The organism is Arthrobacter agilis, from assembly GCF_006494655.1.
Classification (GTDB): domain Bacteria; phylum Actinomycetota; class Actinomycetes; order Actinomycetales; family Micrococcaceae; genus Arthrobacter_D; species Arthrobacter_D agilis.
The window spans coordinates 15,500-34,811 of sequence record NZ_VHIM01000009.1 but is presented as its reverse complement, the minus strand read 5'-3'; the positions used below and the strand labels follow the sequence as shown (position 1 = coordinate 34,811).

At 63.8% G+C, this 19,312-nt stretch carries 19 protein-coding genes and 2 pseudogenes; 7 read left to right on the top strand and 14 right to left on the bottom strand.

Annotated elements, in window-relative coordinates:
* Positions 1-21: 21 nt before the first annotated feature.
* On the bottom strand, positions 22-405 hold the full coding sequence (locus tag FJV46_RS13530; protein WP_087026482.1) for a cupin domain-containing protein: 384 nt from the start codon (positions 403-405) through the stop codon (positions 22-24).
* Positions 406-567: 162 nt separating this feature from the next.
* Here FJV46_RS13530 and FJV46_RS13525 point away from each other — a divergent pair.
* Positions 568-1,308 (top strand): annotated as a pseudogene (locus FJV46_RS13525) (carboxylesterase family protein); the annotation flags it as partial.
* Here the strand turns inward: FJV46_RS13525 and FJV46_RS15815 are convergent.
* From FJV46_RS15815 to FJV46_RS13500, 3 genes and pseudogenes are all read right to left on the bottom strand, one after another.
* Positions 1,201-1,791 (bottom strand): annotated as a pseudogene (locus FJV46_RS15815) (alpha/beta fold hydrolase); the annotation flags it as partial. The pseudogenes FJV46_RS13525 and FJV46_RS15815 overlap by 108 nt on opposite strands.
* A gap of 632 nt (positions 1,792-2,423) precedes the next feature.
* Entirely contained in the window at positions 2,424-3,827 is a 1,404-nt protein-coding gene (locus FJV46_RS13510) for a M28 family peptidase (protein ID WP_232008393.1), read from the bottom strand.
* A gap of 954 nt (positions 3,828-4,781) precedes the next feature.
* Positions 4,782-5,117 (bottom strand): hypothetical protein, encoded by a 336-nt coding sequence (locus FJV46_RS13500; protein ID WP_087026473.1) that lies wholly within the window; start codon positions 5,115-5,117, stop codon positions 4,782-4,784.
* Between the two features lie 455 nt (positions 5,118-5,572).
* Here FJV46_RS13500 and FJV46_RS15420 point away from each other — a divergent pair, with 455 nt between their 5' ends.
* Complete coding sequence (locus FJV46_RS15420; protein WP_087026470.1) at positions 5,573-6,043, top strand: hypothetical protein; 471 nt, start codon at positions 5,573-5,575, stop codon at positions 6,041-6,043.
* Between the two features lie 95 nt (positions 6,044-6,138).
* Positions 6,139-6,429, top strand: a complete 291-nt coding sequence (locus tag FJV46_RS13490) for a hypothetical protein (RefSeq protein WP_087026467.1) — start codon at positions 6,139-6,141, stop codon at positions 6,427-6,429.
* 108 nt (positions 6,430-6,537) lie between these two features.
* Here the strand turns inward: FJV46_RS13490 and FJV46_RS13485 are convergent, their stop codons facing one another.
* Positions 6,538-6,792: an NUDIX hydrolase gene (locus FJV46_RS13485; protein WP_087026463.1), complete on the bottom strand. Its 255-nt coding sequence runs from the start codon at positions 6,790-6,792 to the stop codon at positions 6,538-6,540.
* Between the two features lie 76 nt (positions 6,793-6,868).
* On the opposite strand from FJV46_RS13485, the gene FJV46_RS13480 reads away from it, so the two are divergent.
* Positions 6,869-7,063 carry a hypothetical protein gene (locus FJV46_RS13480; RefSeq protein ID WP_104150498.1) on the top strand — a complete coding sequence of 65 codons (195 nt, stop codon included), beginning with the start codon at positions 6,869-6,871 and terminating at the stop codon, positions 7,061-7,063.
* 565 nt (positions 7,064-7,628) lie between these two features.
* Positions 7,629-8,024 carry a hypothetical protein gene (locus tag FJV46_RS13475; protein WP_087026455.1) on the top strand — a complete coding sequence of 132 codons (396 nt, stop codon included), beginning with the start codon at positions 7,629-7,631 and terminating at the stop codon, positions 8,022-8,024.
* A 146-nt stretch (positions 8,025-8,170) separates the two neighbouring features.
* Here FJV46_RS13475 and FJV46_RS13470 read toward each other — a convergent pair whose 3' ends face one another.
* The 3 genes from FJV46_RS13470 to FJV46_RS13460 all read right to left on the bottom strand — a co-directional run bounded on the left by FJV46_RS13470 (position 8,171) and on the right by FJV46_RS13460 (position 10,140).
* Complete coding sequence (locus FJV46_RS13470; RefSeq protein ID WP_087026452.1) at positions 8,171-8,650, bottom strand: DUF7010 family protein; 480 nt, start codon at positions 8,648-8,650, stop codon at positions 8,171-8,173.
* 398 nt (positions 8,651-9,048) lie between these two features.
* Complete coding sequence (locus FJV46_RS13465; protein WP_087026450.1) at positions 9,049-9,549, bottom strand: DinB family protein; 501 nt, start codon at positions 9,547-9,549, stop codon at positions 9,049-9,051.
* Positions 9,550-9,570: 21 nt separating this feature from the next.
* Positions 9,571-10,140 carry a DapH/DapD/GlmU-related protein gene (locus FJV46_RS13460; RefSeq protein WP_087026448.1) on the bottom strand — a complete coding sequence of 190 codons (570 nt, stop codon included), beginning with the start codon at positions 10,138-10,140 and terminating at the stop codon, positions 9,571-9,573.
* A gap of 132 nt (positions 10,141-10,272) precedes the next feature.
* Between FJV46_RS13460 and FJV46_RS13455 the strand changes: the two genes are divergently transcribed.
* A complete protein-coding gene (locus tag FJV46_RS13455; RefSeq protein WP_087026446.1) occupies positions 10,273-10,728 on the top strand; it encodes a hypothetical protein in 456 nt (151 codons plus the stop codon).
* Positions 10,729-11,068: 340 nt separating this feature from the next.
* Here the strand turns inward: FJV46_RS13455 and FJV46_RS13450 are convergent, their stop codons facing one another.
* Complete coding sequence (locus FJV46_RS13450) at positions 11,069-11,788, bottom strand: SDR family NAD(P)-dependent oxidoreductase (RefSeq protein ID WP_087026443.1); 720 nt, start codon at positions 11,786-11,788, stop codon at positions 11,069-11,071.
* 187 nt (positions 11,789-11,975) lie between these two features.
* On the opposite strand from FJV46_RS13450, the gene FJV46_RS13445 reads away from it, so the two are divergent.
* A complete protein-coding gene (locus FJV46_RS13445; protein ID WP_158250110.1) occupies positions 11,976-12,530 on the top strand; it encodes a TetR/AcrR family transcriptional regulator in 555 nt (184 codons plus the stop codon).
* A gap of 159 nt (positions 12,531-12,689) precedes the next feature.
* Here the strand turns inward: FJV46_RS13445 and FJV46_RS13440 are convergent, their stop codons facing one another.
* From FJV46_RS13440 to FJV46_RS13420, 5 genes are all read right to left on the bottom strand, one after another.
* Positions 12,690-13,691, bottom strand: a complete 1,002-nt coding sequence (locus FJV46_RS13440) for an SDR family oxidoreductase (RefSeq protein WP_087026437.1) — start codon at positions 13,689-13,691, stop codon at positions 12,690-12,692.
* 86 nt (positions 13,692-13,777) lie between these two features.
* Positions 13,778-15,034, bottom strand: coding sequence for an endo-1,4-beta-xylanase (locus FJV46_RS13435; protein ID WP_087026434.1), 1,257 nt, complete (start codon positions 15,032-15,034; stop codon positions 13,778-13,780).
* Positions 15,031-17,403, bottom strand: coding sequence for a beta-xylosidase/alpha-l-arabinosidase (locus FJV46_RS13430; protein ID WP_104150497.1), 2,373 nt, complete (start codon positions 17,401-17,403; stop codon positions 15,031-15,033). Before FJV46_RS13430 ends, FJV46_RS13435 begins: the two co-directional genes overlap by 4 nt.
* 8 nt (positions 17,404-17,411) lie before the next feature.
* Positions 17,412-18,284, bottom strand: a complete 873-nt coding sequence (locus FJV46_RS13425; RefSeq protein WP_087026431.1) for a carbohydrate ABC transporter permease — start codon at positions 18,282-18,284, stop codon at positions 17,412-17,414.
* Positions 18,284-19,309 (bottom strand): carbohydrate ABC transporter permease, encoded by a 1,026-nt coding sequence (locus tag FJV46_RS13420; protein WP_104150496.1) that lies wholly within the window; start codon positions 19,307-19,309, stop codon positions 18,284-18,286. Before FJV46_RS13420 ends, FJV46_RS13425 begins: the two co-directional genes overlap by 1 nt.
* Positions 19,310-19,312 lie beyond the last annotated feature (3 nt).

Sequence of the window (19,312 nt, the reverse complement as noted above, 5' to 3'; positions counted from 1 at the left end):
TCATCAGGGGCGTACTCCTGATCAGGTGAGGTGAGCGATCTGCTCCTCGACCGGCACGGAGCCTGCAACGGAGATGCTTCCCGTGTGCGAGGTCGTGACCGTTTCGATGAGCATGATGTGCACTTCCTCCCGGGCCACGGGGTTGTGCCGTACGCCGCGGGGCACCACGTGGAACTGACCAGGGCCCAGCTCGACGGGCGGCTGCCCTTCGATCTCGATCCGCAGGTGTCCCGCGATCACGAGGAACATCTCGTCCTCATCATCGTGCGAGTGCCAGACGAGCTCACCGAGAAGCTTCGCGACCTTGATGTATTGATCGTTCACCCGACCCACGACCCGCGGTGTCCAATGCTTCTCCACCTGCGCGAGCTCGGCGGCGACGTCTGTTGCAGAAAATCCAGTCATGACACCAGGCTCACCCATGAACGGCCGTCATCCGGTACGCGTCGACCGCACGCGTCCTGACGTGCTTCCGAGCACCTCGCGCAGGAAAGCGTGCCTGCTCACACAGCGGTTCCACAGTCCGGACCTAGAGCAGAGCTAGGGAGCGTTCCTACGGTGAGAGACATGAATTCAACGACCTCCTTCTTTCGCCGTACCGTCGCGACCGGCGTCATCGTTTCGTCCCTCCTCCTCGGCTCTGTTGCCTGCGGCACCACGGACGCCTCGTCGGTCCCGTCCGCCGCGACGTCGGCAACCAGCACGACCTCCGAACCCGCCAGCAGCGCCACAGCACAATCGACTTCCGGATCCTCCGGCGAGTCCACCACCAGCACGGCAGGTGCTGCCGGCACAGCGACGAGCACGGTGACCGAAAGCCCGACTCTCGAATCCCTCGTGGCCGAGGTCGCCGGGGACTTCGATCAGGTCGAGTGGACGGACCCGGACACGGGCGAGACGCTGACCTACAACGTCTACCTGCCCGCTGACTACGACGAATCCCAGGGCTACCCGATGGTGGTGTACATCCCGGATTCCAGCCTCGCCGGCGACGATCCGACGGCGGCTCTGTCCCAGTACGGGGCCCTGGTCTGGGCCGGTGCCGCAGAGCAGGCGAAGCAGGAGAGCATCGTCGTTGTCCCGTCGTACCCCGAGATCATCATCGACGACCACGACAATTTCACCACGACCGCCTATGTGGAGATGACCGCGCGGTTCATCGAATCCCTCAAGAGCGAGTACGCCGTGGACCAGGACCGCGTCTACGGCACCGGACAGTCGATGGGGTGCATGACGGTCATGGCTCTGGCGGCCGAGTACCCCGATCTGTTCGCCGCGGAACTCCTCGTTTCGGGGCAGTGGGACATCACCGAGCTCACGGGCCTCACCGGTGAGAACTTCATTTACACCGCTGCTGCGGGCGACGACAAGGCGTCCGTCGGTCAGACCGACGTCGAGCAGATGCTCACCGACGCGGGCGTGTCCTACAACACGGCGACCTTCGACGCGACCTGGATGCAGTAACGCAGTGTCGGGAGCAAGTGCCCCGCCCATCGAATTGCCGACGAGCAGCACTCGATCGAGGGCGAGCTCGTCGATGACATGGAGCAGATCGTCCACGTGAGTGAAGGACGATGCGGCCGCTGCGGCTGGGGTGTCTCCGAAGCCGCGGCGGTCATACGAGACCAGATCGAGGTTGTCGCTGTCGAGCGCCTCCGCAACAGCGGTCCACGATCGCCGGTCGGCGACGCCGGCGTGCAGGAAGACGACGGCGGGCCCAGGCCCGTGCCAGCGGGTCACGGCGAGCTGGCTGCCGTCCGAAGTCGAAACAGTGAGCTGCTGAGCACCCATGGTCAAGAACCTACGTCAAAGTCGAAGCGACGGACAGTGTTGGCCCGCCCGGAGGTCGGCCCGGCTCGCGGCGGTCACGGACCTTCTGGTGGGAAGGCTTCGGGGAAGGGGAAGAGGTGGCCGTTGCAGAGCATTCCCGGGCTTCCTGCCTCAGCCTTCAGCCCTAGCCGCACGATCTGTCCGTAGGACTGGACACGTCCGCCCTCAGGGGCGGCAGCGTCAGGGGTGTCGTTCAGGCCGGAGAACGAACAGATGGAATTCGCGTGAGCAGGTCCTCGCTCGACCTGGCCGGCGGCGAATGCGGGAGAGGTGCTCAGGCCGGAGAGGGCCAGAACACAGACGGCAGCGCCGAGTAGTGATGTCTTGCGCATAACGTGCCTCGATCTCTAGAAGTGCGATTGCTTCCAGGTCGCCGACGAACGCACGGCAATGGTTGCAAACCACGACACTGCCCAGCGCAGGTCTGCTCCCTACGGTCCCATGGGGGTCCGTGCCGCGAACTATACTCCGCCCGGACGGCACCGGGAACAGCCCCGGGATGGAATCTCCAGACGTCGAACCCGCTCTGTGCGTCCCCGCGCAGGCAGGGCCCCGGCCTGGCGCCCGGGGCCCTTCCAGCGTGCGGGTCCGATTTAGCGGAGGGAGAGGTTGCCCTTGAAGGTGAAGTCCTTTCCGGGTTTTCCGCCACCGCCCTTTGCCGTTCCCTTCACCGACGAGGTTGTCATGGCGAAGGTCAGGGTTGCATGAGCGATCGCGTCAGCCATCTCCTCGAGCACCCCCTGGTCGATGTTCGAGATGGTGTCGCACTCGGCGTGGTAGCAGGGGTCGTAGGCACGACCGGCGGTGCCACCGAAGACTGCGGCTTCTTCCTCTGACTTGATGCCCTCGGCTCCTGTGAACAGGCCACCGGCGGGGATCCCGTTCTCGATGAACCCGAAGTAGTCACTTCGCCCGTCGAATTCCGTGGGGGCAGTCGCCAGTCCCTGTGCTGCGAAGTACTTGAGGAAGACGTCCTCGACGACGTCGGAACCGTTGGGGCCCTTGGAACCGAACGCTCCACCGTCACCGTCGTAGACGAACCGCACGGGGTTGGGCGAGGCGATCATGTCGAAGTTCAGGTTCAGGGCGTGATTCTTGATGTCTCTGGGGGACAGTTGGGACACGTAGTAGTCGGATCCGATCAGCCCGTCCTCCTCGCCGCTCCAGAACGCGAACCGGGTGCGGTTGGTGGGGGTGATGCCGAGTTCGGCCAGCTGGACGGCTGTTTCGAGGATCGCTGCGCTGCCGCTGCCGTTGTCGTTGATCCCGGGGCCTTCGGACACACCGTCGAGGTGCGCGCCGACGACGACGGTACGGTCGGGGCGCCCGGCAGTATCGGCGAGGACATTGAACGTCTCGACGACCTCTTCACCGGTGTCCAGTGCCACCCGCACCTCGACTCCCTCGGTCGTCGCCAGTTCCTCGCCGAGTTCGAAGGACGTACCCACGACGGCTACGGCGGATCCTTCTACGTCCAGCGTTCCGGCGACGACACCTAGCCTGTCGTCATCAGGAATTACATTCCCCTGGTTGAAGATGATGACCGCCGAGGCGCCCGCAGCTTCCGCGTTGGCCGTTTTGTCCGAGAAGGTGCACGTCCCACGCTGGATCAGGGCGATATTCCCCGCAGGGAAGCCTTCGAAGTCACTGGCCTCGCAACCACTGGTCGACGCGCGGTCACCGGCGAGATTGACATCGACAGCAGTCACGGCCGCTGTGACATCTCCATCACCGCTATAGGTCATGCCCAGGAAATCGTCGGAATACGTGTAGGTCGTCGGTGACGGGGACATCTGGGCAAGGACCGCAAGGTTCACGACGAACCTCGGGTAGGTGAAGTACTGTCGGCCTGTTTCGTATCCGGCGGCCTGCAGTTGCGCCTCGATGTACTCGGCCGAGGCTACATGTCCGGAGGTTCCTGCTGCACGGTTGCCATCATTGGCATCCGCTATCGCCTGGAGCTCCTCCAGATGACGGGTGATGTTCTCAGCTGACACTGCACTCCGAAGCAACGCCGAATCAACGCCCTTATCGGCGTGGACGGGCTGTGCCGATCCTATGATCAGTAGCACTGCCACGGACAAGGCGGAGGATGAGACAGTGCGGGTTCTGCGCTTGGGTTTCACGAGTTTCCCTTTCCTGAAAAGGGCGGGCGCCGTTGCCGGCCCGAGGATCACCGTACGCCCGTTCCCGGGCCATCGATAGGTCCGACGACTGCGGATTTGCCCGGCGCACGCGGAGCCTGTCGCCGACGAGTGCCAGGCCCATGCTGATCCTCGGGTCCATCAGGGCTTTCGACGTCGGGTGGCTGAGCGCGGACGGCTGCCCGACGTGCCTGCTCTTTCAGCGGTGATCCGGGGCGAACAGTGCCGCGTGCTCGACGACGTCGCACCCCTGCGCTGTCCAGCAGGACCGGCGTCGATACCTGGTCCTCGACGTCGCCAGCGGGTCGGTGGAAGGCAAGCCGTTGCCCGGGAGTGAACACGTACTCGTCATCGCAGCGATAGCCCCTGAGCCATGCCGTCCCGTCCACGACGCGAAGATAGAACCCCTTGGGGTACTCGGGGTTCTCACTGAGGGGGTCGGAGGCCACGTGCAGCGCTCCGCGCAGGCCGCGGCCTGCGGACAGGAGCGAGTCCGGGGCGTTCGCCTGGTCCTTCATCGTCAGTCGAAGGTAGGGGCCGGTCACCAGCGGACAGAGTTCGAGGCCCTGATCCCTTGCCGCGGCGAAGACCCGCGACTGGACCGCACCGTCCTTCAACCCGAGCTGGGATACGGACCGCTCTACGATCCTGAGGGTCCGGACCACGGGATCATCGAATGCAGGATGAGCGAGCAGTGTCTGGGCGTGGACGTTCAGCTGTACGCCCGCATCGGCCAGTGCCTTGACGATCTCGGCGCGCGATTGCCCGCCGACCTGGATTACGCGGCATTCACCCTCGGTGAGGTCTTCATCGCGCAGGGAAGTCTCCTTCGTAGTCGTTCCACATGCCGGCCAGTACCTGCATTGCAAACAGTTGGTCGTTCACCGAGGAGTCCTTCCCGGCGAAGTCCATGACGAAGTAATTCACGCGGAAGCCGTCGTCGAGGGTCGACTCGTGCTCGGTGGCGGCTGCATGAGTGCGGAAGCGGTAGTAATCGGCCTCACCTGTGCTGTAGGCCTCGACGCATGTGATGTCGCTGCCACAAGCCGTGTCGGTGATTTCGACGACGTCGGTGGTGATGTCTTTTCCGGTGTACTCGGCGTCCATCACGTCCTCGAGTGTGAGGGTGAGCTGAGGGTGCATAAGAAATAGATCATTCCGGCGCCGAACACCAGCGGCATTCCCAACAGGACGGCGACGATCCATTTTCTCCCCATACCGCCTCAGTATGCAGGAGCAGGTCCCAGGACGACCGGTTGAACCCCTTGCGCTTTCCCACCATGTCGCAGGTGGTGCTACGCGACCCGATTCGGTAACAGCGTGGCCAACATCTAGCGGCCACCGAGACAGATGCGAGCGTCGAGAAGAGGCTGAGTGAATGACATCTGTTCTGTGTGACCTCGGGCAGGGCGCCTACGACGATCACTCAGTGGAACCTTCCATCCTCCGGACGGCCGGACCGTGCGGCCGGGCGTCCGCAGTACGTTTCAATTGAGGCGCGATTCGTGCTGACGGTACTCATTCCCTGGTCACACAACTTTCCGGACTGTAGGTTCGAGCCGCACGTGCCCGCTGGACCGAAGGACGATGACTGCCCTGTGACCAAGAAGGAAGCATTACCCCTCCGCTTCTTCCTCGGGTTGTTTGCCTTTGCGGCCCTGGTGATTCAGCTCGTGGTGGTCCCACGAGTCGGGGCAAGCTATGCGAGCGTCTACCCCGACGTCGCGTATCTGGAACCCCTCTATGTCACGGCGGTGATGGTTGCACTGGTCGGTCTCCTGGTGGCCCTCTTCGCGGCCTGGCAGGTGGTATCGGGCGCGCTCGCAGCGAGAGGAGTACCTTCTCGCCCGGCAGGATGGGCCAACATCATGACCGCATCCCTCATCTTCCTTGTGCTGATCTTCGCGGGTGTGTTCGTCCACGCCGGCTCTGTGGCAAACGTCGGCGGCCCGGCCATGTTGCTGGGGGTTCTCGTTTGCGTTGCCTTCGTGCCCGTCGCCTTCGCCCTGAGGCGCTGGGTGATCAACCGGTTCACGAGTGACAGCCTGTACGCACCGAGAGGCAACTAGACCTCCGCTGACGGGTCGGTCTCCGCGAACGTAATCGTTCTGTTCGTCCCTAGACGTACTGTTGCTTCAGCCGCGCTCCCTACCCGTTGGAAGGGGTGCGCGGCCGCTTCATCTTCCCCCTCGACGGGGAGGATGACGTCGCCATCGGGTCCGGTACAACCGAATCCGACGACCCTCAGGAGAACGCGCGGTGGGCGGCGGCGCAACAACCAGGTGCATACCAGTTACCGGCCGGAGCCCGGGCGAATATCGTCGTTGCCCTCGACACCGTGACTCCCGACGCCGGGACAGCGCGAGCTCTTCGCGTGACCTATTCCGTTGACACCAAGCGGTACACCGTGGATACGACCACGGTCCTCGTGCTCTCGACGACGTCCTGCCTGTAGCAAGCGCCGAGCCGACACAATCCGGCAGTAGGTGCGATCGAAAGTGGAGTGCCGGACGCTTCTGGACACGGCGCGACGACGGCAGCAGGTCCGTCGGTAGGGGCAGAGTCAGGATTCGTCGGGGACAGTTGCCTGCAGCATGTGCAACGTTCCGATGGGGTAGAGCGGACGGCTCATCCGTTCGATGGGAGTCCAGTGGACGGTGCTGCCTTCGTCGAGCACCGTCAACTCTGCGTCGAGTGGAATCGCGTCGATCTCTCCCGATGTCACCGCAAACACATGCACAATTTCGTGACCCGGCTTCCCCTCGTACTCGAAGAGGTTCTCCAGAACACCGAGCAGCAGCACCGACGCGAGCGTCACTCCGAGTTCTTCTGCGAACTCGTCGCAGGGCTGACTCTGCAGTCTCGCCGAACTCTATGCCGCCACCGATCGCTCGATGGAACTCTTGATCGGTCGCGAAGTCATACCCGTCGGAGACGAGCACGTGTCGCCGGCGGACGGGCAGGCCGACCGCCAGATTCCGGATCGACGGCATGGCTCGATCATATGTCCGGTCTGCCCGATCGCGGACCCGCTTGCGCTCGCCGACGAATCACTGGTACTCCTCGAACTATTCGCCGTCGTGCAGTAGGCCACCCGTGATCAACCCCCGCGGTCTCCGGTGCATGGTCCGGCCAAGAGACGGGAGATGAAGTGCAGAAAGCAACATCCGACGCTCATCAGGGCTATCACCGTGCCCCGCGCATCGCACAGCCGGTTTCTACATGGGCCGTGATGCTCCTCGCATTGATCACCGTCCTGTTCCTTCCGGATTGGACGCGGTCCGGGGATCTCCGCCCCATCTGGGTGTTCGCTCTCCCCTGTGTGCTCGGGCTGGTTGGGGCGGTCCTTGCCCTTAGAAGTGGGCACCCCTGGTGGGCTGCCGCCTCCGCCCTCTGGGGATTTGTCCTCATTCAAGTGCTCGTCATCGCCATCACGTTGATCAGCGGACCCTAGACCTGAGTGTTCGGGACCCGGCACCGTGCCATGTCAGACCGAGGTCACGCCGCACACGAGTGGGGGAAATCTGCGCTACGCACCGTCTAGTGCGAGGACCTCGCCGAGGGGTAGGTCATGCGCCTGCACGACACCGACTGTTGTCCGGCTTAGTGTGAGGCATGCGCCTGACCCGTGATCCTCGACCCGCGAGGCAGCAAGTGGCCCTCGTCCTTTTGATCGGCGTCCTATCTGCCGCGCTGTGGTACGGCTGGTTCGCCTGGGACACCGAGTATCAATACGACCGCGCGACGGGCCGCATGGGCGGCCCGTACGCCATCTGGCAGGGCGTCGGGGCCTTCGTGTGCAGCATCTTCGTGTTCTGGCTTGCTCAGCGACTCCTGCGTTTCATTGTCGCCTTCCTCGTGATGCCCAGCTGTTTCACCTTGGCCTGGATCACCACCGCTGCGTCGGCGGATGTCACCGGCCTGTGGCTGGTGGGTGCCATCCTTGTCGCAGTCGGCTCCGCGATGGGGTCGGCCGTGATGCTTGGACTCATCACTGCCGTGGACGCTGATCTCCGGAAGGACATAGGGTCCGCCCCTACTCCCACCTAATTCCGGGGGCCGAGCAGTTCCTGATCTCGGCTCGAACGGTGATTTCCAGTGCCTTGCTTTCTCCTATCCCGGACGGAACTGCCTCTGACCGAGCCCCTCGCGAGCTGCAGGAAAGGCGCCATCGAAGACGTGCGATGAAGCAGCAGTTACGGACGAGCTGTGTCCTTCAGGCGGGGTGCGAACATTCCAAGACTGTAGGCGAGCAGGATCAAGGACATCACAAGCCCTGACGCAACGGCTGCTCCTAGAGCACTGCTCTGCGTCCCGATCAGCAGGCCCACGGTACCGAGAACAGCAAGAATCCCGCCGAGCGTGTAAAACATGCGTTCCTTGAAGGCCCAGGCAAACGGTATGAAGTGGAGACCGACCACCAGGGCGATCAGCGCTGGTTGTAGCTCCAGATTGCCCGTCGAGGTGAGTCTTCCGGTGCCGAAGGCTATGAGCGCGAATTCCGTGACGACACAAAGAAGGTAGATCCCGACCTGTCGACCACGAGGCGCAGTGAAAGGGCCCAGATGACGCGGAGAGGCGAAGAGGAACCACAGGGTGCCGGCGACGGCAGCCACGAGCAGGGTACGTGCGCCGACGATCAAGGGGTCGGCCATCCCCGGCGTGTAGGAGAACACGAAAACCCACGCGCCGAGCAGTCCGATGAGAGTTCCGGTTCGTCGCGGATCTGCGAAGCGCGGAGGTGCGCCAGTCGATCTCCACGTAGTGCTGCTGCGACCGGTCACTGAATGACCTCCTGAGACGTAGGAGCTATCGCGGGCCGCCAGCTACAACTCGAGAACCCACCGATGAAGTGCTCGCAACACTACCCGTGTGGTGAGTTCAGTTCATGCCTCTGGGCGCTGGATTGTCGCCGGGAGGCCCGCGCCTTTCCGGGTCGGCTACTGGAGCTACGCGATCAAGGACCCGATGGGTCACACCGTCGAGCTCGCCGACCGGACGACGAGCGTCTCTCCACTGAGGTGATCAATCCGAGGTGCACCGGGCGTTCCGGGTAGAGCCCGAGGTTCCCCGGCTAGTCTCCGGTAGATCCGTCCAACAGCTCACGAAGAATATCCAGATGGCCGCAGTGCCTGCCCGTCTCCTCGATCATGTGCACCAGAACCCACCGCACATTCTCTCCGCCGTCGCCACCACGGCAGCGATCTTCCACTCCATACCGCTCGAGCACGTCGCGGGACTGGCGACAGGCGGACTCGTAGTCCTCGATGATTTTCGCCAGGCTGTGTTCCTCGCTCACCCGGAACTCGCCGTCGGGATCCTCCTCGGACCATCGGGTGGGCACATCCTGCTGCCCGTCGATCCGATCCCGGAACCAGAACTGCTCGACATCAGTCAGGTGTTGCACCAGACCTGACACTGTCGTCAGCGAGGGGACGAGCCGCCTGGCTCCGTCGGCATCGCTGAGGCCACTGACCTTCATCACCACCGTTGCCCGGAAGTAATCCAGGAAGCCGGTCAGCGTCTCCCGCTCTCCGGCTGCCACAGGTGGTTCCGTCCGGCTGTCATTTTCCATTCGTCCAACCTCCAGTTGTGGTCAGTCGGTGACCAGGCGCACGACTCGCGCGGGTGATCCCACGACCACGGCATTCTCGGGTATGTCTTTCGTGACGACGGCGGCGGCTGCAACCACAGCATTGTCACCGATGGTGATGCTCGGGAGGATGGTCGCGTTGGAGCCGACCCATACGTTCCGGCCGATGACGATCGGGGCCGGGTGCATATCGGCACGGCGGCTGGGGTCGAGGTCGTGATTGAGAGTCGCCATCACCACGTTGTGCCCGATCAGGCAGTCGTCTCCGATGAATACTCCACCCTGATCCTGCAGCTTGCACCCGGCATTGATGAAGATCCTTCGCCCCAGGGTGATGTTCTTGCCGAACTCCGAATGAAACGGCGGGAACACTGTCACGGAGTCGTCGACGGGCTTACCGATCAGTTGGGACAGCAGTTGACGGACGCGTGCCGGTTCCTGATAGCCGCCGTTGAGTTCGCCTGTAATGCGCAGCGCCTCCTGGCTGACCTGGTGCATCACCTCATGCAGAGGGGAGTCGCCCGTGATGGTGTCGCCGGCATCCAGGGCTGTCAGTAGGTCGTTGAGTTCCACAGTTCTTTCCTTCTACGGAGTGCGGTGCTGACACTGGATCCAGCGCCGAAGGGCGTTGAGCCATCGTAATCTCCACGGGTAGTCGGAAGCGCATGCTCCTGGTGCGGTATCCGGCTCATGCAATAGTTGCTCATGACAGCCTTCCTCCGAGCGCTCCCTGGGCTTACAGCACTCTCCTTGGTTGCTTTCGGCGTGTTTCTCCCTTCCCGCTGGTTCAGCTCGTTCCTCCACGCCGCTATCAGCCAGCAAGCCGTCTACACGGCCTCACACATCGGCTCAGCACTTTTGTATGTGAGCGCCCCGATCGCCTTCGCGCTCATCGGCAAAGGAACGAACTGCCAGCAACACCGGGCAAAGGCCGGGACAGTGCTCCTGTCCATCAGTGTCCTTCCCCACCTCGCGGCGAACATCATGGACCTGGCAACAACGACACCGCAGGATGTCGGAGCTGATATTGGTGGGGCCTTGCTCATGCTGCTGGGCCTGGCCGCCTCGCTGATCACCTCGCTCGTCTTCACGTTCGTCCTACCTCTCGCCGGTCCTGCTGACGCAGACCGGATGGACAACAGCTCCCGGAAGTCATCCTGACGGGCATTCCTCAGGTTGACGAGCGGGGAGCAGCACTCGGAGCGTGATGGTCGCCCGAACCCCGACGGACTGCTGGCGCTGAGTTTTCCACACAGCGCACCGACAGCTCGACAACACCCTGCCCAAGCTCGGACAATCCAGCCGTGCCGGTGCGACCGCTTATGCCGTCACGCATCGCCTGATCCAAGGCCAGCTTCAGGGTGAGGAAAGGCCAGCGAGGGATGACCACCGCTCGGAGGTTCGACCGCGACATATTCGCAATTCAATCCTGTTGCGGACTGTCGTCGTCCTGCGTCGGCACACTTTGTCTCTGGCTACCTCGCTCAGGTTTACTGGCAGTTCAACGTGTTCCACCGTAGGCAGCTGGTACAAGATCCTTGTGGGGTTCACCGCTCTCAATCAGCTGGAGGATCGCGTCGGCAACCTGCTCCGGTGTGTCGAAGTTTGCGCCGGCCGTCATGGCTTCGGCGTCAGCGCGACCTGCCCGGATGGAAGTAAGGAACTCTGTGCTGGTCGCAAACGGAATCATGGTCGAGACGGTGATTCCTGTGCCGTCGAGTTCGTTGCGGGCGATCGCGGACAGCCGTTCGAGTGCGATCTTGGACGCGACATAGCCGCCGGTTCCCGGCACGTCTGCGAACGTCGTCCCGGAACTGATGTTGACGATGCTGCCCGCCTCCTGGCGACGCATGGTCGGCAGTACCGCTTGCATCATCGCCAGCGGCGCTATGAGATTCAGTTCGAGCACGGAGCGGAAGTCATTCAGCGTGATCTGCTCGGTCCTCGCCTGCAGACCCTGGCCGGCGTTATTGACAAGGATGTCAATCCGGCCGAATTCGGCGAGCGCAGTCTGCACGAGCGAATCGACGTGTTCCTGCCGGGTGACGTCGCAACGCACGGCGATTGACCTGCCGAGTTCGGCGGCCAGCTTTTTGATGCGATCCTCACGTCGAGCAGCCAGAACCACACGAGCTCCAGACCGAGCTGCTGCTCGTGCTGTCGCGGCACCAATTCCAGACGATGCTCCGGTGATGACGACGACTGAGTCTTTGATGTCCACTATTTCTCCTTATCGGTGACCGCATGGCCGCGTTCTCCTCGTACTTACGATACTCCTGAGTAGCGTAAGTCGCGCTAATCGGAGTATTCTCTTGCTGGTGAACAATCCTGGCGGCATGTCTTCGGTTGGCCGGCCCGGCTCGCGAGGTCAGCGGACGGGCCGTCCGTATGACCACTCGAGCGATGGATTGATACTGGCGAGCACGCTGGATCTTCTTGCCGGGCGGGGCTACGAGAAGGTCACCTTGGATGAGGTGTCACTCCTTACCGGCAGGGCCAAGTCAACGCTGTATCGGAGATGGGCGACGAAGGAAGAGCTCGTCTTGGCCGCCGTCCGTTCAGTCGGACGACCCCCTGAGGTCGACCTGCTACCGGACCTGGGAAGTCTTCGAGAAGATCTGCTTGCGGTGATTGATTCTCCCTGGCTCGGCAGCCCGAACCGACGGCTGGCGATCTTCGCGGGACTCGCCTCGGCTACTCGGAGCTCAGAGAGGCTTGCAGCAGTCGTTCGCACGGAGGTGACGGAACCATACGTCGAGGTTTACCGCCGCCTCTTGCACCGCGCAACCGACAGGGGCGAGATCTCGGCGAACTTCGTCACGAGCATCCCCGTCCTGGCTGAAGTCATTCCGGCGATGAGTACTCACCGCCTGAACACCAGCCACGAGCCCGTACACCGAGACTTCTTCGTCTCGGTGATCGACAACATCCTGCTCGCCGCTCTTCATCCAACAGGGGACTAGAGACAGGGCGTTACCCCAGCCGCCGTCATCATGCAGCGATGCCACACAACGGGGGTACACAGCGATGCGCCGCTGTCTGACCTGCCCCAACCCTTCGAGGCGGGAGGTAGTGATATGTCAGGGCGTTCCAGCGGGTCCGCGGGGAGTGGGGCCGGGGTGTCAGAGAGAACGGGGCGCGTAGGTTGCGGCGAGGCGGTCCATCAGGGCGTCGATGTGGGGGTCCACAACCCGGCGCGTCGGGTCCGCATCGTGCCAGGCGATCATCTCCCGCGCGCCCTGATCGAACGGGATGGTGGCGGTGAATCCGGGGACGAGGGAGCGGATCTTCGTGTTGTCGAAGATCATCGTGTGGGATTTGTCCCCCAGGAGTCCAGCGCCCCATTCAGGGTCGGCTTCGGCGATGGAGTCCGAGGCGACGTGGACCAGGTGAGGATTCGGGACGCCTGCGGCCGCCGCAATGTGAAGGTAGATCTGGTTCCACGACGGTGTCTCGTGGCCGGTGATGTGCACGGCTTCACCGATGGCGTGGCTATGGCCGAGCAATCCGGTGAACCCTTTGGCGAAGTCACGGCTATGGGTGATCGTCCATAGTGATGTTCCGTCGCCGGGCACGATGACCGGTCGCCCGGCGCGCATGCGTTCGACAACGGTCCATCCTCCGTCGAACGGGATCAGCGTTTCGTCGTAGGTGTGCGAGGGCCGGACGATCGTGACGGGAAAGTCCTGTTCGCGGTAGGCCGCTGTGAGGAGGTCCTCGCACGCGATCTTGTTCCTCGAGTACTCCCAGAAGGGATTCTTCAGCGGAGTCGATTCCAGGACGGGCAGGTGCGTCGGTGGTGTCTGGTACGCGGATGCTGAACTGATAAAGACATACTGTTCGGTTCGTCCGGCGAAGATCTCGATGTCCTGCTGCACGTGTTCCGGGGTGAAGTTGACCCAACTGACGACGCAGTCGAAGGAGTGATCACCAAGAGCATCGAGGACCGCTTGCTTGTCCCGGGAGTCCGCGACGAACGTGGTGACACCCTCGGGTACCGGACGCGAATCCTTGATGCCGCGGTTGAGCAGGTAGACGTCCATGCCCGCGTCGACTGCCGCTGCGGTGCAATGGGCGCTGATGGTTCCGCTGCCGCCGATGAAGAGTACTTTCAAGCCCTGCATGGTTTCTCCTGGTGGTTCATTGGACCCAGCGTGTTGCCGCTAACGATACGTCGCCGGACGATGAGAGAGGTCTGGTCGCGCCAGGGTCAGCGGAATCGGACGGTGGCCGTCTCACGCCCCCGCGAGAGCGAGACCGGTGCACTCTGGCCGTCGCGCTCGATCACGTAATCACCGAGGAACCCCGTGATCGACAGGCGTCCGTCCTGATCCGTGCGCATCGTTGTCCGCGGCAGCCACCACTCGCCCTTGATCAGCGACCGCAGTGCGTCGAACGAAGGTTTCGGCGTGCCGTCGGTGCGAACCAACCCGCCCGGCGCACCGAGCCACGCTCCGTCGTCGGTGAGCCCCCAGTACGTGATGGCCTGCACGGCCGGGTGGCCCACGAGTGAGCGATAGTGCCGGACGATCTCGTCGGCTTGCCTCGCCTCTCCCTCGGGCGTCGACGGCCAGGAGGGGATCTGATAGTCGTTGAGGTCGACGATCTCCGGCGGCATGAGATCGCCCGACAGCAACGTCGTCTCGGTCAGGTGGAGCGGCAGGCCGAAGCGGGCGAATCGGTCGACCGTCGCGAGCATGGTCTCTTCTCCCCAGTACCCCTGATGCATGTGCGTCTGCAGGCCGATCGCATCCACGGTGATCCCCGCCTCGAGCACGCCCTCGATCAGAGCTTCGTAGTCGCTCGACAGGTCGAAGTCGTTCAGGATGAGCGTCGCCGAAGGATTCGACGCGCGAGCTTCCTCGAAGGCGAGCCGAACCATGGGAACGCGACCGATGCTCTGCGCAAGGCGGGTGATGCCGTTCTCCTCTGCAGTGAACACGGGCATGATGACGACTTCGTTGATGGCGTCCCAGGTGTCGACGACCCCTGAGAAGTCGGTCACCTCGCGTCGGATCCTCTCCCGTTGCAGCCGCTCGATCTCCGCCACGGGCAGGCCCGTGAGCCACTCGGGCGCGAGCGTGTGCCAGGTCAGCGGATGCCCCTTCACCGTCACGCCGTGCTCAGCGAACCACCAGGCGGTCCGGTGAAGTCTTCGGGTGTCGGGCTTGCCGCGGGTCGGCTCGAATCCACGCCAGTAGAACGGAAGGGTCGCCGTGTTGAAGAGCTCGAGCCACAACGTCTCGAGCTCCGGCAGGCAGGCGAGCTCTGCGCCACCGAAAACGGAATCCGCCCCGGTATCCTGCGCGGTCTCCTCATTGGCGAGCGGGATGAAGTCGAAGCCGATGTTGCCGAAGGCGAAGTCATGACGCTGCTGCTCGACAGTGACATCCCCATCTCGCACAGGGTTACCCGCGGAGTCCAGCACGGTGACCTGCGCGGTCACCCGGCGGTGATCGACACTCATGGGGCGGTCCGTGCGATCTCGTCGAAAATCGGGTGGAATGCCCGGTCGAAGCCCACGACGCGGGCTTCACCGGAGAGCTGTACCGAGTGCGTGATCCGTAGGTCGGTGCTCGACGCCCCGAGAGCGAGGACGATCTCTCCCGGTTCCACGACCCGTGTGCCGGTTCGGTCGGTGAAGCTGGTGACGTCTGCAGGAACGTGGATCGACAGCTCGACGGATTCGCCCGGCTTCAGGTCAACGCGCTGAAAACCGACCAGACGCTGCACCGGGCGCACCACGGAGGCGACCGGATCGTGGACGTAGATCTGGACGATTTCCGTCCCGGGACGGTCCCCGGTGTTGCGGAGACGGAGGCCGAGGGTCGCGGTGCCATCGACTCCGATCGTGCCCGGCCCGTGCTGGCCGGCGCTCCAGTCGAAGGTCGTGTACCCGATGCCGTGCCCGAACGCGAAAGCCGCGGTCGGGTCGATGCTCGACACGCCGTTGGAGCGCGCCAGGGGAGCGGCCAGGTAGGTGGACGGCTGCGTTCCCTCCGAGGCCGGGATGCTGACAGGCAGGCGTCCGCTCGGATTGACCCGGCCGGAGAGGATGCCGGCGACGGCGGCGGTTCCTTCTTCGCCTGCGAAGAACGCCTGCACGATCGCGGCGGCGCCCGTGACAGCGGATCCCAGCGCGTACGGCCGCCCGGCGAGCAGGGTGACCACGGCAGGAGTCGATGTTGCGAGGACGGCGTCGAGAAGGTCCTGTTGGGCACCGGGCAGGCGGAGCGACTCGACGTCGCACCCTTCACCGCTCGTGCCGCGGCCGAAGAGCCCGGCCCGGTCGCCGAGGGCGACGATGACGACGTCCGCCCGGGTTGCGGCATCCACGGCTGCGGAGATACCGGCGGTTTCTCCTCCGTCGATCGTCGTGCCGGGCACGTAGTCGATGTCGGCTTCCGGGAACTCGATGCGCAGGCTGTCCAGCAGGGTAGGCAGTTCGATACCGAGGGGCGTGTCAGGATGCTGCACGCCGACATGCGCAGGGAACGAGTAGCAGCCGAGCACGGCGAAAGGGTCGTCGGTCGTCGGGCCGACGACGGCAATCCGGCGCGGGGCGGCGAGCGGAAGTGTCCCGTCGTTGCTCACCAGCACGATGGACTGCTCGGCAATCTCTCGGGCTACCGCCCGATTGGCGGCACTGTCCAGGTCGATCGTGCCGCGGATCCCTTCTGCGTTGTCCACGCCGACGTCCCGCAACGCTTCGGGCGTGGCATCCCAGTCAGGATCGAGCAGTCCGAGTTCGACTTTCTGGCGCAGGACACGCCGGAGGGCACGATCGACGATCGCCTCGGGCAGGACACCCGACCGGACCGCCTCGGTCAGCGGCGCACCGAACGTCTTCACTGTCGGAAGTTCGACGTCCACACCCGCAGTCAGGGCGAGAGCAGCGGCTTCGCCCCACGAACCCGCGACACCATGGAGCATCTTCAGGAAGGCGATCCCGAAGTAGTCGGCCACGACGGTGCCGTCGAAACCCCAGGTGTCGCGCAGGACGCCGGTGAGCAGCGACTCGTCAGCCGCGGATGGGACGCCGTCGAGGTCGGTGTACGAGTGCATGACCGAACGCGGCTTGCCTTCCCGCATGACCATTTCGAACGGGACGAGCAGCACGTCAGCGAGTTCACGCGGACCGACCGAGATCGGCGCGAGGTTACGGCCGGCTTTCGACGCCGAGTATCCGACGAAGTGCTTGAGCGTTGCGACGATCCCAGCGGCTTCGAGGCCACGGACGTATGCCGTTCCGACGGTGCCGATGAGGTACGGGTCCTCACCGATGGTCTCTTCGACGCGACCCCAGCGGGCATCCCGCACCACGTCGAGCACCGGGGCGAGGCCCTGGTGGATGCCGACCGAGCGCATGTCGGAGCCGATGCGGTGAGACATCCGCTCGATGAGTCCCGGATTGAACGATGCCCCCCAGGCGAGGGGCACCGGATAGGCGGTCGCCCCCCAGGTGGCGAAGCCTGCGAGGCACTCTTCATGCGCGACCGCCGGGATGCCGAACCGGTTGGATGCCGCGATCCGGCGCTGGCTGCGGAGGAGGGACAGCGCTCCGAGCGCCGGGTCGACCGGAGCCGAGCCGAATGGCCGGGTCAACTGGCCGAGCCCGTTCGGCAGGAGCGCGTCGAGGTCGACGACGTCGTCCATGTCGTTCTGATGCGGGGCAACGTCCCCGCCTTCACTGGACGCGCCGACCCAGACGCCGAACAGCTGGGCGATCTTCTCCTCGAGCGTGAGCTCGGTCAGGAGTGCTTCGACGCGGTCGGAAGCGGGTGCGGTGACGTCATGCCATGCCGGCGTGGTCGTCGTGGAGATGGTGGTGCTCAAGGGAAGTCCTAACCTTTGACGGCGCCGGTGAGTCCGCCGACGATGCGACGCTCGAACAGCGTGAAAAATATCAGTGCCGGAATCATGGACAGTGAGGTGAAGGCGAGTACCTTCGCCGTGTCCACCGAATACTGCGAAGCGAACGCCTGAACGCCGAGCGGCAGGGTGTATGACGCCTGGTCACTGAGGATGAACAGCGGCAGGAGATAGCTGTTCCAGCTCGCCACGAAAGCAAGGATGCCCGTCGTCACCACGCCCGGCAGCGACAAGGGAACGACCATCCGGAAGAAGAAGCCCAGCCGGCTGGTGCCGTCGATGGACGCCGCTTCTTCGATTTCGTCCGGAATGGCCTTGAGGAACGGCACCAGGATGATGATCGTCACCGGCAAGCCGAAGGCGATCTGCGGGAGGATCACCCCAGCCAGGCTGTTCATCAGGCCCAGGTCCCTGACGAGGATGTAGAGCGGCGTGATCGCCACGGTCATCGGGAACATGAGCCCGGCGGCGAAGAGTGAATACATCGCCCCGCGACCCGCGAACGTGTACCGCGCGAGGATGAAGCTCGCCATCAGGCCGAGCGTCACCACACCGAGGGTCGTAGCGATCCCGGCGATCGCCGAGTTGCCGACCTGCTGCCAGAAGGTCGAGCTAGCGAGCACCTCGGCGTAGTTGTCTAAGTTCCACGGGTTCGGGAATCCCGCGGGCGAGTTGGTGATCTGCGAGTTGTCGCGGAACCCACCGAGGATGATGTAGATGACGGGTCCGAGACAGAGGGCGATGAAGACGAAGGCGATGAAGTAGGTCGCCGGGCTGCCCCACTCCTGGCGGTCACGCGGTGGACGCTTCTTGTGCTGGCGCGTGGGAGCTTCGAGAACAGTCATCACTTCTTTCCTTCTGTGAGGGCGCCGGCGGTGTCGCGTGAAAGGACGTACCGCTGGTAGATCAAGGCGATGACGAGGGAGATCAGAAACATGACGACGGCGACGGCACTGCCGTAGCCGAAGTTCCCCGACGTGCGCCCGTTGGCGACCATGTAGGTGGCCATGGTCGAGGTCCCGGCCGTCGAGGCCACGTACTGGCCCCAGATGATGAAGACCAGGTCGAACAACTGCAGCGAGCCGATGATCGACAGGAACGCCCAGATCCGCACGGTCGGTCCGAGGAGCGGCAGCGTGATGGTGCGCTGGATCTGCCAGTAGCTGGCGCCGTCGATCGCGGCCGCCTCGAACAATTCGTCCGGGATGCTCTGCAGTCCGGCGAGGAAGAGGATGACGGCGAAGCCGATGTACTTCCACGAGATGATCACCATCAGGGACCAGATGGCGATGCTCGGGTCAGAGAGCCAGTCTTTCTGGAGAGCCCCCAGCCCGACGCTCTCGAGCAGCCCATTGACGGAACCGGAGGTCTGCAGCATGAGACCCCAGCCGATCCCGACGATGACCTCGGAGATGATGTACGGGACGAAGATGAGCACGCGGATGAGCGAGCGGCCACGGATCTTCTGGTTGAGCAAGAGCGCGAGGATGATCGCAATGGGTCCCTGGAGGACCAGGGAGAGCACCAGGATGAACCCGTTGTGGCGCAGCACGTCGTGGAACGCGCTGTCCTGGAGGATGATCATGTAGTTTTCGAAACCGACGAAATCGGTGGCCGGCCCGAAGCCCTTCCAGCGGAAGAAGCCGTAGTAGCCGGCGAGGACGACCGGGAAGATCACGAAGCTGACGAAGACGAGGATCGCCGGCCCGGCCAGGAGCGTGATCTCGAGACGCTTGCGCCAGTCAGTTGGACGCCGTCTGGGCCGCGGTGCGGCAGGGGACGCCGCGTGAGCGCCATCCCCTGCCGTAACCGTGCCCTGCGGCGGCTGCTTGTCCGTCAACAACGGAGCACCCCCTGCAGGTTCAATCATGAT

What these genes read in the sequence shown, in the direction of transcription:
- FJV46_RS13530 (WP_087026482.1), bottom strand. Translation starts at nt 405, where the DNA reads ATGACTGGATTTTCTGCAACAGACGTCGCCGCCGAGCTCGCGCAGGTG.
- FJV46_RS13425 (WP_087026431.1), bottom strand. Translation starts at nt 18,284, where the DNA reads ATGACTGTTCTCGAAGCTCCCACGCGCCAGCACAAGAAGCGTCCACCG.
- FJV46_RS13500 (WP_087026473.1), bottom strand. Translation starts at nt 5,117, where the DNA reads ATGCACCCTCAGCTCACCCTCACACTCGAGGACGTGATGGACGCCGAG.
- FJV46_RS13455 (WP_087026446.1), top strand. Translation starts at nt 10,273, where the DNA reads ATGACAGCCTTCCTCCGAGCGCTCCCTGGGCTTACAGCACTCTCCTTG.
- FJV46_RS13420 (WP_104150496.1), bottom strand. Translation starts at nt 19,309, where the DNA reads ATGATTGAACCTGCAGGGGGTGCTCCGTTGTTGACGGACAAGCAGCCG.
- FJV46_RS13435 (WP_087026434.1), bottom strand. Translation starts at nt 15,034, where the DNA reads ATGAGTGTCGATCACCGCCGGGTGACCGCGCAGGTCACCGTGCTGGAC.
- FJV46_RS13480 (WP_104150498.1), top strand. Translation starts at nt 6,869, where the DNA reads ATGGAACTCTTGATCGGTCGCGAAGTCATACCCGTCGGAGACGAGCAC.
- FJV46_RS13440 (WP_087026437.1), bottom strand. Translation starts at nt 13,691, where the DNA reads ATGCAGGGCTTGAAAGTACTCTTCATCGGCGGCAGCGGAACCATCAGC.
- FJV46_RS13465 (WP_087026450.1), bottom strand. Translation starts at nt 9,549, where the DNA reads ATGGAAAATGACAGCCGGACGGAACCACCTGTGGCAGCCGGAGAGCGG.